This window comes from Providencia sp. PROV141 (assembly GCF_028481645.1).
Classification (GTDB): Bacteria; Pseudomonadota; Gammaproteobacteria; order Enterobacterales; family Enterobacteriaceae; genus Providencia; species Providencia rettgeri.
This window is the reverse complement of the sequence record NZ_JAMPPR010000006.1, coordinates 161,165-173,915: the sequence shown is the minus strand read 5'-3', so window position 1 is coordinate 173,915 and position 12,751 is coordinate 161,165. Positions and strand designations below refer to the sequence as shown.

General features: G+C 37.8%; 9 protein-coding genes. All 9 read left to right on the top strand.

Annotated elements, in window-relative coordinates:
- Nucleotides 1-33: 33 nt before the first annotated feature.
- The 9 genes from PSF09_RS04945 (at nt 34) to PSF09_RS04905 (ending at nt 12,751) form a co-directional block, all read left to right on the top strand.
- Entirely contained in the window at nt 34-1,074 is a 1,041-nt protein-coding gene (locus tag PSF09_RS04945; protein WP_272664452.1) for a zinc-dependent dehydrogenase, read from the top strand.
- A 20-nt stretch (nt 1,075-1,094) separates the two neighbouring features.
- Nucleotides 1,095-2,597 (top strand): xylulokinase, encoded by a 1,503-nt coding sequence (locus PSF09_RS04940; RefSeq protein ID WP_272664451.1) that lies wholly within the window; start codon nt 1,095-1,097, stop codon nt 2,595-2,597.
- Nucleotides 2,598-2,732: 135 nt separating this feature from the next.
- Complete coding sequence (locus tag PSF09_RS04935) at nt 2,733-4,055, top strand: MFS transporter (protein ID WP_272664450.1); 1,323 nt, start codon at nt 2,733-2,735, stop codon at nt 4,053-4,055.
- Nucleotides 4,056-4,135: 80 nt separating this feature from the next.
- The gene (locus tag PSF09_RS04930; protein WP_210840270.1) at nt 4,136-5,281 is read left to right on the top strand and encodes a glycerate kinase; all 1,146 of its coding nucleotides are present in this window, start codon (nt 4,136-4,138) and stop codon (nt 5,279-5,281) included.
- Nucleotides 5,282-5,456: 175 nt separating this feature from the next.
- Nucleotides 5,457-6,614: a sugar diacid recognition domain-containing protein gene (locus PSF09_RS04925; protein WP_272683556.1), complete on the top strand. Its 1,158-nt coding sequence runs from the start codon at nt 5,457-5,459 to the stop codon at nt 6,612-6,614.
- 1,476 nt (nt 6,615-8,090) lie between these two features.
- Entirely contained in the window at nt 8,091-8,621 is a 531-nt protein-coding gene (locus tag PSF09_RS04920; RefSeq protein WP_210838747.1) for a fimbrial protein, read from the top strand.
- 79 nt (nt 8,622-8,700) lie between these two features.
- Complete coding sequence (locus tag PSF09_RS04915; protein ID WP_272683555.1) at nt 8,701-9,252, top strand: fimbrial protein; 552 nt, start codon at nt 8,701-8,703, stop codon at nt 9,250-9,252.
- A 20-nt stretch (nt 9,253-9,272) separates the two neighbouring features.
- Nucleotides 9,273-11,963 carry an outer membrane usher protein gene (locus PSF09_RS04910; RefSeq protein WP_210838751.1) on the top strand — a complete coding sequence of 897 codons (2,691 nt, stop codon included), beginning with the start codon at nt 9,273-9,275 and terminating at the stop codon, nt 11,961-11,963.
- 35 nt (nt 11,964-11,998) lie between these two features.
- On the top strand, nt 11,999-12,751 hold the full coding sequence (locus PSF09_RS04905; RefSeq protein ID WP_272683554.1) for a fimbria/pilus periplasmic chaperone: 753 nt from the start codon (nt 11,999-12,001) through the stop codon (nt 12,749-12,751).

The window sequence follows — 12,751 nt, the reverse complement described above, 5'->3', positions numbered from 1 at the left end:
ACGTTCATAGCTGTTATGCATGGGGAGGAAAAAATGAAAGCAGCGGTATTGTATGCGCCTAATGAACTTAGAGTGGTAGACGTTAAATATCCACAAGTTGGTAAAGGCGATGTAGTTATTAAAGTCAAGGCTGCCGCGATTTGTGGAACTGACGGACGGATTATTTCCGGTAAAAAAACCAAAGGTGTACGTTACCCTTCTGTAATAGGACATGAATTTTCAGGGGAAATTGTCGAGGTTGGTGAAAATGTGACCGAACTAAATGTAGGAGATGCAATCGCTGTTGACCCTGTCGTGCCATGCCGTTCTTGTGTTTATTGTCGTATCGGTAAAGAAAATGTCTGTTTAAACCGCCAAGCAATCGGTTATGAATTTGATGGCGCTTTTGCGGAATATGTTCGAATACCCGAGGTTGCTTTGTCATCGGGTAATGTCTTTAAGATACCGCAAGGAATGTCTTTTGAAGCTGCAGCATTAGCTGAGCCGTTAGCTTGCTGTATCAATGGACAAAAAAATGTGGGTATTGAGCTCGGTGATACTGTGGTCATTATTGGTGCTGGGCCTATTGGGTTAATGCATGTGCAACTTGCGCGTTTCTCAGGTGCGACAAATATTATTGTTAGTGAACTCAATGAACAACGCCAGCAGGCTGCGTTAAATTGCGGTGCCACACGTGTCGTCAATAGCCAGCAAGAAAACTTACTGGATGTGGTAAAAGGCTTGACGGAAGGGGTGGGGGCAGATGTTGTGATTATTGCTATTGGCATCCCTGGATTAGTTAATCCTGCATTGGAACTCGCTAGAAAAGGAGGACGAGTTAACCTGTTTGCTGGCTTTTCAAAGGATGATATGGCGCAAATTGATGTCAATATTATTCACTACAACGAGCTTATTCTTACAGGAGCCAGTGCGTTAAGTCGAGAAGGCTACCAGCAAGCCTTGACACTGATTTCTTCGGGCTTAATTGATATCGAGAAATTAGTAACTCACCGATTTGCTTTAGATGAGATCAACGAGGCCATGGCAACCGCTCAAAAAGGTGACGCGATTAAAATTATTATACATAACAATTAAAAGCAGGCGTTGGAGGCAGCATGATGGACAGTGTCTATTTGGGAATTGATGCAGGTAGCAGTAGCGTGAAAGTTTGTGCGTTTAATTTCCATGGAGAATTATTGGCAAAGGCTTCACGTGATACCAATATTATTTCCAAATCTCCCAAAAATCATGAAATCGACTTAAATGACTTTTGGAAAAAGACCGCAGATGCAGTCAGAGAAGTGACTTCTCAAGTAAAGAATATCGTATCTGTGAGTTTTTCTGTTGCTTGCCCAACGCTGGTTTTATTGGATAAACATAATAAACCTGTCGCAAATGGGATTACTTATCTTGATGGACGTTCCGAAGGGTTCATACAGCAAACACTCGGGGAAAATATAACGCATGTTCGGGCGCTTTCTTGTAATAGTCCAAGTCCGTCCGCATGTTGGGTGGGAACGTTAGGATGGCTACAAGAACAACAGCCGGAATTAATGCAAAAAGTTCATAAAGTTGTGCTACTTAATAGCTTTTTATCTTTAAAGTTAGGAAGTCAAAAAGCTGCCATTGACCCGACTCAAGCCGCGTATTCTGGCGCAGTAGTTTTGTCTAAAGCACCTAAGTGGTCAAAAGAACTATTAAGGTATTGGAAGTTTAATCACGATATTTTACCGCCGATTTACCAGTGCACTTCTGTGGTTGGTAAAGTGAGTAAAGAAGCCGCTCAAGAAACGGGGTTAAAAGAAAATACACCAATTATTTTAGGGTCGGCAGATACTGCTGCTGCGGCATTTGCCGTTGGGCTACTTGACCCAGAAACAGCTTTTGAATCAACAGGAACATCAGGGGTCATTACGTTTTGCTTAGAAGAGCCGAACTTTGATCCTCGTTTTATGAACCGATACCACATCGTTCCTAATCAATGGTTGGCCCATGGGGCGATGTCGACAACTGGGGGGACATTCAGTTGGCTAAATCAGGCGGTTTGGCCGGAAGTTAATAACCATGAACAGTTGGAGATCTTTTCAAAATCATCAGTACCTGGTGCTAATGGCTTAATTTATCTGCCTTATTTAGCTGGAGAACGTAGCCCTATTTGGGATGTTAATGCATCGGGAGCATGGATAGGCTTACGTCTAAATCATACTCGCGATGATATGGTCAGGGCGGCATTTGAAGGGACAGCATATGGTTTAAAACAAATTTTGAATATTGCTAATGAAAAATGGGGAGTGATATTAGATGAATTACTCAGCGTAGGGGGAGGATCACGTAATACGTTATGGACTCAAATTAAAGCGGATATTCTTCAGGTTGAATATAATATTGCCCAAACAGCAGACGCAGCGGCTTTTGGTGCTGCAATGGTTGGTGCGACAGGAGCCGGTTTTTTCTGTGGCATTAATGACCCTGATTTGCCGATTATAAAAACAGAAGATATCACATTCACACCAAATCAAGATAAAAAAACACAAGATACTTATAACAAGCAGTTTAATATTTACAATGGGCTGTATCCTTTATTAAAAGAAACAATGCATAGCTTGTCGAGTAAATAAAATCAGTTGAAGTAAGTTTAAATTAAATAACGTTCCTAAATGTTAATTTTAATGAATTAGCAGGGATCGTTTCATTCTTAAAAAAGCAGGTAATAAAACGTGTATTAAATAATAAACTGCTCTGGAGCGAAAATAATGATAAATTCAAATCCGATTAGGCCAAAGACGAATTATCGTTGGGTGGTATTAGCCCTGATTTTTATCGTCTATGCTGTAAATTATGCAGACAGAAGTAATATTGGTGCGGTTTTACCTTTTATTACTGATGAGTTTAAATTAACTAATTTAGAAGCGGGCTCTCTCGCGAGTATGTTTTTCCTCGGTTATGCTTTATGCCAAATACCCGCAGGATTTTGGATGGCAAAACGTGGGATCAGAGGTATGGTGTCATTATCCATTCTCGGTTTTTCTGCCATGACTTGGTTTATTGGCTTAGCCCAATCTGCCTTTGCTATTAAGTGGTTGCGTCTTGGCCTAGGTATGGCCGAAGCACCAACTCCTGTCGGGCTAACGTCGACAATTAATAACTGGTTTCCAGCAAAAGAAAAAGCAACTGCCACTGGCGTTTATATTGCTTCAACGATGTTTGCTCCGATTATTGTTCCACCATTAGTCGTTTGGATTGCATTAACTTATGGATGGCGTTGGGTTTTTATTTTATTTGCTATTCCCGGTATTTTTCTCGCAATTATTTGGTATTTATTTGTTAGAACAAAACCAGAGGAAAGTCGCTTTGTTTCGCAAAGTGAATTAGATTATATTCGTGCCGATAATTCAGAAATTGCAGAAAAGAAAATAGAAGGCAATATTGTTTTGAGTCCTAAATTTAATACGTTAGATAAATTTATTCGTGTTAAATCAGTCACACCATTAAGTTCAGCTTCCCAAATATTTAAATCTAAAAATATTTGGTGTAATACTATTTCTTATTTCATGATGGTAAGTATTTTATATGGAATATTAACCTGGATACCGTCTTATCTGGTAAATGAAAAAGGCTTTTCATTTATGAAGATGGGCTTTGTTGCATCAATGCCATTTATTGGTGGGTTTATCGGTTCGATTTTTGGTGGCTGGATCTCTGATAAAGTTTTTGGTCGTCGTCGTAAACCCACCATGCTTTTTACCGCAGTAGCGACGGTTGCGATGATGTTAGTGATGTTGAATGTACCCGAAAGCACGACCGCAGTTGCACTTGCCCTTTTCTCGGTTGGTTTGTTCTTGAATATTGGCTGGCCTGCATTTACTGCTTATCCAATGGGAGTCGCTGATAATAATAACTATCCAATTGCGATATCTGTTGTGAATAGTGGAGGAAACTTAGGGGGCTTCGTTTCACCTATGATGGCAGGGTTATTGTTAGATATGACCGGTAAGTTTGATGCTGTTTTCTCTTACTTTGGTATCTGTGCGGTGATTGGCTTAATTATGATCCTTTTACTCGATGAACCGAAATAATAAAAAGTCGTATCAGGTGGGCGAGTACCCACCTGAATTTTTAACTTATTGATAATAAAAATTTCTAAAGGATTATTTTTATGAAAATAGTCATTGCACCTGACTCATTTAAAGAGAGTTTATCTGCATTGAAAGTCGCAACGGTTATTGAGAACGGGTTCAAAGAGGTATTTCCACATGCAACTTATGTTAAGTGCCCTATTGCGGATGGCGGTGAAGGCACAGTTGTCACGATGGTTGAGGCGACCAATGGGGAAATTTATCATCTTGATGTTATTGGTCCTTTAGGCTCGAGTGTTCAGGCATTCTATGGTTTATCTCAAAATAAACAGCAAGCATTTATTGAAATGGCTGCGGCAAGTGGGCTAGAGCTAGTCCCTATTGAATTAAGAAACCCATTACTTACGACATCATATGGAACAGGAGAATTGATAAAGGCCTGCCTAGATACTGGGGTAAAGCAAATTATTATTGGTATAGGTGGAAGTGCAACCAATGATGGCGGAGCAGGAATGTTGCAAGCACTTGGGGCCAAATTATTAGATTCGCATGGGCAACAAATCAAATTAGGGGGACAAGCGCTTGCCGATTTAGCGAGTATTGATGTCAGCACAATGGACTCTAGGATAAAAGCTTGTCAATTTAGTATTGCTTGTGATGTTTCGAACCCATTAATTGGGAAAAATGGGGCATCTGTGATATTTGGCCCCCAAAAGGGTGCGACGAATGAACATGTTGAAATATTAGACAAAAATTTAGAACATTTTGCAGATATCATTAAGCGAGATTTGCATGTGGAAGTTCACTATATTGCAGGAGCAGGTGCTGCAGGAGGGATGGGAGCGGCATTACTTGCTTTTCTCAAAGCGGAACTTAAGCCTGGTTTTGATATTATTGCACAAACCTTGAACCTTGAATCACATATGGTAGGGGCAAATTTAGTCATTACAGGGGAAGGGCGGTTAGATAGCCAAAGTTTAAATGGCAAAGTGCCTTTTGGCGTCGCTCAGTTAGCGAGAAAACATAAAATACCCGTTATTGCCATTGTTGGAAGCCTTGGTGATGATCTCAGTCATTTACAACAATATGGTATTGATTCAGCGTTTAGTATTTTACATAAAATTAGCTCACTAAAAGAAGCTCTAAATAACGCAGAAAGTAATTTATTTAATTGTACTAAAAATATTGCAAATACGCTGAATATTAAAATAGATAATACAAATTGAAATAATAGTTTTAAAATTTAGCTTTGTTTGCTTTATTTTAAATGAAATTTATTTTTCTTGATTTTTTCAAGGAATATTGAATACTGGAGCTTATTAAATTAAAAATAAGCATTATTAAAATTTATGATTGGAAAGTTTGTTTCTATTTTACAGCACCAGTAAAAGAGGTTGAAATATGTATGATTATTGTCTTACCTCCAAATTAGCTCAAGAAATCGTTGATAGAACCATGAAAATTATTGATTGTAATATTAATGTTATGGATGAAACTGGGTGTATTATAGGAAGTGGAGATAGTAATAGATTAGGAGAGTTTCATGAAGGTGCTTTACTCGCAATAAAGCAAAAGCGAACAGTTGTTATTGATGACGCCACTGCGAATCATTTACATGGGGTTAAACCAGGTGTTAATTTACCTCTTTATTTGAATAGTAAAATTATTGGTGTAATAGGATTAACGGGGGAGCCAACTCAAATTAAACAATTTGGGGAGCTGGTTTCTATGACGGCAGTAATGATGTTAGAGCAGGCAGAAATTTATAACCATTTGAATTTAAACGATCGTTTTAAAGAGGAAATTATTCTTGCGTATATCGAAAATGGAACAATTCCTGATAACATAACTGAATGGTCTAAAAAGCTTAATATTAATTTCTCTATTCCACGAGTCGCTATTATTATTGAAGTAGATAGCGGACAATTAGGTGTAAATAGTGCATTTAGTGAATTGCAAGAAATTAAAAAATTAATAGAATATAATAATCCTGATAACTTAGTCGCTATTCAATCTTTGACGGAAATTGTCTGCTTAACCCCTGCATTAAATAAGTTCAATCGCTGGGATATTGACAATGAAAAAAAGAAAATTTTAAAATTAGAATCAGATATTCTTAAATTATTTAAATTACAAGTGAAAATATCATTAGGTAATTTCTTTTTAGATCCTGCAGAGGAATCAATTAAAAAATCATATGAGACAGCTAAAATTACCATGCAAGTGGGGAAAGCTAAAAAACCCCAATTAAAAGTTTATTGTTACCAAGATATCATGCTACCCGTATTATTATACGGGTTAAATTTTAAATGGTCTTCAGAAGAATTATTAAAACCATTGAATACATTATTGCATGAAGATTCTAATGGTGTATTGATTAAAACATTAACAGTCTGGTTTAAAAATAATTTATTATCTCGTGAAACAGCTAAAGAGTTGTTTATTCATAGGAATACACTAGATTATCGTTTAAAAAGAATATCTGAGATAACAAAATTAGATCTACTAACGATTGAAAGCAAGGTTCTATTGTATGTTGCTTTACAGCTGAAAAATTAATCCGATAACACTATTGAGGATCAGCTCTCATGGGGTAAGAGAAGAAAAAATTAGCCTTGTTGGCAATCACCTCAAACTCTGACGCCACGAAGCGGCAGTAAAATTTCTACTTCTTATCTTATACTTTGACTAGTTAGAGACTATCTACCGACTCACCTATGCTTAGAGTATGATATGGCTTCTTGCTTACTCACATGTACCATCTCAATGTATACCTTATCATGAAAATAAAGACGTATTGACATCAAACTAAGCTAGCATAGATTGTTCTTAACCTGATTGAGATCAATCTATTTTATATTTGACTCAATAATATCTACTTTCATCATATTTTAGTTCCATTGTTCTTGGGTAGTAAATTAAGTTTTTAGCTACCTACAAATGCAACAATAAGTATGTCGATAATGTTAATAATAAAGATGAATTATGTTTTATTTGATGGGTGTTTTTACTTAACGGTAAGGTCTCTATATTTTAATGTCACTATTATGTCAGTGATGTAATTATCGATAACAATTTAAGATATCATACTTACTCATTGTGAGTTTTCTAATAAATGATTTTATCTAACTTATCTTAATTAAATAGATTAATTTCATAATGAAATTGTTATTGAAAATATTTATTTTGAATTTTCTAGGTCTTAAGATAAGATTTTTGTGTTTATAAATTAATTAAAAATTACCTTTAATTACCTTTTGAAATATTTTGTAATACGAAGGTTTTTCTAGTGTATGCTTTTTTTGAATTTTCACTTAATTGTTTCTATTTTCATTTTAATTTAAAAAAATGTTTTACTATATTATTCTTTTCTCGTTGTGATTTATGTTTTTATGTATGGTTATATTGATTTATCTATTTGATATTATTGTAATTATTATGTTTGAATTATTTGGGTTGAAATGTAACAATTAATGAATTAAGAAATATTATGAAATTATTTAGTTCTTTTTTTTGGGATATTTCTGATTAATTATCCACCGATAAAAATTTCGTTTTAATAATTTAGGCTTGTTTTAATGTTAGCGTTATTTTCCGAATCATTTTTTTTCACTAATAAGAACCCGTTTTATGAGTATAAAAAACTTTATTAATAATGATTGGGTTTATTTTGTGGTTTTTTATTAAGAAAAAATCAATTTAATTAGATTTACATCACTTGTTTATCCTGTAATGGTGTATTCAAAATAGAGTATATTATGGATATTATATATATATCACTAACTTACAATGTGAGTGGTTAATTAATTTGTGGATTTGACATAACTAAAATGAGGTATAATAATGGCAACGCATTGATGCATTGTTTAATTATTTTATTTATTAATGGAGTTTGATAAATAGGAATAATTATTAGTGTCAATCCTTAATGTTTACTAACCGAATATATTTTAAGAAAAAAATTAAAATAATCAGATTAATAATAACTTGTTATTTTAATTTGTGTTGTCTTTTTATCTAATGGAAATGTATAAAATGAAATTAAATAAACTTGCTTTAGTATTAGGTTTAGGTCTGGCTGTGGTTGCTGGTTCTGCTTCTGCAAACCAAGGTGGCGGCCAAGTCACTTTTAAAGGTTCAATCATTGACGCTCCTTGCTCAGTTCCACCTGGTTCTCAGGCATTTGAAGTTCCAATGGGAGCTATCGCGACATCTGCATTAAACGGTGGCGGTAAAAGTGTTGCTCGTGACTTTAATATCCAATTAGAGCAGTGTGACATCACGACGCTGAAAACGGTTCAAACCACATTTTCTGGTATTAAAAGTGATGCTGTACCAGATGGTTTAGCTATCGCGGGTACTGCGAAAAATGCGGGTATCGTGATCACTGATTTCAACGGTACTAAAATTGCCTTAGGCGCGAAATCGGCATCTCAAACTCTACTCACTGGTGCGAATACATTGCGTTTCCAAGCGTATTTGCAAGGTGATGCTGATGCAACAAATAACCCTGCTGTTCCAGGTGAATTTGATGCAATCGCAACATTCGCTCTGAGCTACCAGTAATTGGTATCGCCCGTACAAGGATGTATGGGCACTAATTTTAATGCATTGAAATTGGTTATTACGTTGAAATGGAGTCGCTATGAATCACTTTGGCATCATTGTCATGGTGCTTTCAGGAATGATATTTGCCCCGATAGCGAGTGCGCAAAATCAAAATTCTCGGGCACAAAGTCAGTTCAAAGGAACTGTCACTATGGGCGGTTCAATCATTGAGAGCCCTTGTGCAATTGATGCAGATAGCCGAGACCAATCAGTTAACATAATAACTGTACCGGTTAGCCAGATAATTCACGACAGAGAAAGTCCAGCAAGTGATTTCTCTATACGCCTTATCAATTGCGTTCTAACACCGGTAACTCCTGGAGCCCCTAATTGGCAAACTTTCAATATTACATTTGATGGTCCAACAGATGGCCGCAGCTTCGATGTTTTCGGGCATGCAAATGGGTTGTCAGTAAAAATTTCTGATATAGCTGGAAATGTTGCAATACCTGGTAAGGCAATGCCTGATTTACCCATTAGAGCGGGGGAGACAACTCTGCACTATAAGGTGCAGATAGTACCTAATAATAAACGCTTAAAACCAGGAAATTATCAGACAACTATCCGTTTTAAAATGGATTATTACTGAGTTATTACTAAGGGACTATTATGGCTCTGCGATTAAAAAGTAAAAATAAAGTATTTAATAACTCAGTAAGTTATTTTTTAACGCCTGTTGCTACCATGGTGTTTATAGCCATTGCTCATATAAATTTAGCTAATGCGAATAATGATAGTATTGAGTTTAATACGGATGTTTTAGACCTTCAGGATAAAAGCAATATTTCCTTAAATGAGTTTTCTCGAGCAGGCTATGTCATGCCAGGGAAATACCCATTTAAAATAAATTTAAATAGTCGCGACTTAGCTGACACTTTTGATATTGAATATATCGCGGATCCTAATGATCCGAGTATGACAGAGCCTTGTTTAACGCCAGATGTTGTCGACCATATCGCTTTGCGCGATGAATGGAAGCAGAAGGTTGAGTTTGCTAATAAGAGCCAATGTTTAATTCCTGAAACGATCCCAGGAATGACAATCAATGGTTCTTTAGCCAAAGAAACTATCACAATTACGGTACCTCAGGCTTATATCGAGTTTACTTCTGATAACTGGGATCCACCATCACGTTGGGATGAAGGGGTACCCGCTCTAATTTTTGACTATAACTTGAATGCTAACTTAACAAGACCTGCGGATTCAGCCAATAAACAGTCGGTTACTGGTAATGGTACTACAGGTTTTAACCTTGGTGCGTGGCGGTTTAGGGCTGATTGGCAAGCAAGTTATAATCGTACTAATGGGCAGCCGACAGACCGGAAATGGGATTGGAGCCAATATTACGCTTATAGAGCAGTAAAAGAACTGAACGCGAAGCTGACTATGGGTGAACAATTTCTGCGTTCTGGGTTATTTGACTCGTTCCGCTATATGGGGGTAAGCCTTATCTCTGATGAGAGAATGTTACCACCGAATTTACGTGGTTATGCGCCTGAAGTCACCGGTGTTGCAAGAACCAACGCAAAAGTTATTGTGACTCAGCAAGGGCGAGTTATTTATGAAACCCAAGTTGCACCAGGGCCTTTTCGTATTCAAGACTTAAGTGATGCGGTAAGCGGTAAATTAGATGTCCGCGTCGAAGAGCAAGATGGCTCCGTACAAGAATTCCAAATGAATACCGCCTCTATTCCTTATTTAACGCGTCCAGGCTCCGTGCTGTTTAAGATTGCAGGTGGCCGACCTAATAATATGGAACATGAAACAGAGGGACAAGGGTTTGTTACAGGAGAGTTTAGTTGGGGGGTCTCCAACGGTTGGTCATTATTCGGTGGTGGAATAGCGGCGGGCGACTATAACGCATTATCACTCGGTATTGGTCGAGATTTACTCGCCTTTGGTGCAATTTCATTCGACGTCACTGAGTCACGCGCAAAACTGAAAACAGATAACAAAACCTATACGGGTGCGTCTTATCGCTTAAGTTATTCAAAACGTTTTGAAGAATATGATAGCCAAGTCACTTTTGCAGGATATCGATTCTCTGAACGTGACTTTATGAGTATGAACCAATACTTAGATCGCCGCTATAGAGGTGTGGAATTCGATAATAGTAAAGAGCTGTATACGATTACATTTAATAAGTATTTCACAAATGCAGACCTAACAGCGTATCTGAACTATAACCACGAAACCTATTGGAATAAGCCAGCGGCAAAACGCTATAACGTTTCTATTGCGAAATATTTCAATATTGGTCGTTTTAAAAATATCAATTTAAGTTTAACGGCATTCCGCAACAAATTTGATAATAGAAATAATGACGATGGGCTATACATGAACCTCTCTTTGCCATGGGCAGATAGAGCATCAATTAGCTACAACAATATGATAACGAAAGATGGTAACTCACACACTGTCAGCTATTTCGACTCCGTTGATGATAAGACCAACTATCGTGTTGGTACTGGGGTGAGTAGCCGAGGCCGTGGAACTATTGATGGTTTCTATACACGTTACGCAGATTTAGCAACAGTGACTGCAAGTACCAGCTATATCAATGGCGATACTTCTTCAGCCGCCTTTTCTTTACAAGGTGGTGCAACAGTCACAGGTCATGGTGCCGCACTGCATCGTATTAATACCCCAGGTGGTAGCCGTGTGATGGTGGGTACTGAAGGTGTAAAAAATGTACCTATCCAAGGTTTTGGGCCGAGCACTGAAACCAATATTTTTGGTAAAGCGGTGGTCGCCGATATCAGTGATTACTACCGTACCAATACACATATTGATGTGACTCAATTGCCTGATAACGTGGAAGCTATTCGGACATCTCAGCCAATTACGCTGACCGAAGGGGCGGTTGCTTACCGCGAGTTTGAAGTTTTATCAGGTGTTAAAACCATGGTGAGATTGGCATTGGCTGACGGTAGTTACCCGCCATTCGGCGCCACCGTGAGAAATGAGAAGAATAGAGAGCTCGGTATCGTGACGGACAATGGCTCCGTGTATATCTCTGGTATTAACCCAAATGAAGTTTTAGATGTGCATTGGGATGGAAGTGTGCAATGCAAAATCCAGGTTCCAGAAAATATTACAACGGCTGAATTTAACTCACTGTTATTACCGTGTACAAGCAGCCCAAGTGTTGAACCTGGGTATATGCCAGCAAAAGCCGTTCCTGTTGGGCAGTCAGCTCCAGTTTACAAACCTGCACCGATTAAACAGGGCGTAGCACCGAGTCAGCGTTGGTTATTGAAACCACCGGATATTGCTTACAGTGCAGATTATACCGAGTAACTCACGTTACTTGATTTTATAAATAGTTGGTACATATGAATATTAAAAAAATTGCATTTTTTACTACGACAATCACGTTATCTGCGGTGCTATGTGGGCAGGCTTTGGCCGCGATTGCACTTGATAGAACACGCGTCATTTATAATGGGGCTGAAAAGACCATTAGCTTGAATATTAAGAATGAAAACACAGAGTTACCTTACCTTGCACAGGGGTGGATCGAAGATGTAAATGGTAACAAAATTGAAAGCCCACTCACAGTTTTACCCCCGGTTCAACGTGTAGAAGCGGGGGAAGGTAGCCAAGTTAAAATTCAATCTCTCCCTGATGTTGCCGCATTGCCTCAGGACAGAGAGAGTGTTTATTACTTTAATTTACGTGAAATTCCACCACGTAGTAAAGAAGCGAACGTATTACAAATTGCATTACAGACGCGAATTAAATTGTTTTATCGCCCAAAAGCGTTATATGCCACACGCACGGATTTAGAAAATCCATGGCAAGAAAAAATCACGCTAACACGTAAGGGTGATGCCTACGAAGTCACGAATCCAACCGCTTATTTCGTCACTATTGTAGACGCAAGTACAAAAGTGGGCGGAGACACGGTGAAACAGTTTGAGCCTGTCATGATCTCACCAAAAAGTAATGGAATGCTTAAAGGTAGTGCAAGCGCCATGGGGGCAAAACCAGTTCTAACTTATATCAACGATTATGGTGGAAGGCCTAAATTGATGTTTGGTTGCGCTGGTACAACTTGCAAAGTTGAATCTTCGACGGACAGATAA

What these genes read in the sequence shown, in the direction of transcription:
- PSF09_RS04945 (WP_272664452.1), top strand. Translation starts at nt 34, where the DNA reads ATGAAAGCAGCGGTATTGTATGCGCCTAATGAACTTAGAGTGGTAGAC.
- PSF09_RS04935 (WP_272664450.1), top strand. Translation starts at nt 2,733, where the DNA reads ATGATAAATTCAAATCCGATTAGGCCAAAGACGAATTATCGTTGGGTG.
- PSF09_RS04915 (WP_272683555.1), top strand. Translation starts at nt 8,701, where the DNA reads ATGAATCACTTTGGCATCATTGTCATGGTGCTTTCAGGAATGATATTT.
- PSF09_RS04930 (WP_210840270.1), top strand. Translation starts at nt 4,136, where the DNA reads ATGAAAATAGTCATTGCACCTGACTCATTTAAAGAGAGTTTATCTGCA.
- PSF09_RS04920 (WP_210838747.1), top strand. Translation starts at nt 8,091, where the DNA reads ATGAAATTAAATAAACTTGCTTTAGTATTAGGTTTAGGTCTGGCTGTG.
- PSF09_RS04925 (WP_272683556.1), top strand. Translation starts at nt 5,457, where the DNA reads ATGTATGATTATTGTCTTACCTCCAAATTAGCTCAAGAAATCGTTGAT.
- PSF09_RS04940 (WP_272664451.1), top strand. Translation starts at nt 1,095, where the DNA reads ATGATGGACAGTGTCTATTTGGGAATTGATGCAGGTAGCAGTAGCGTG.
- PSF09_RS04910 (WP_210838751.1), top strand. Translation starts at nt 9,273, where the DNA reads ATGGCTCTGCGATTAAAAAGTAAAAATAAAGTATTTAATAACTCAGTA.
- PSF09_RS04905 (WP_272683554.1), top strand. Translation starts at nt 11,999, where the DNA reads ATGAATATTAAAAAAATTGCATTTTTTACTACGACAATCACGTTATCT.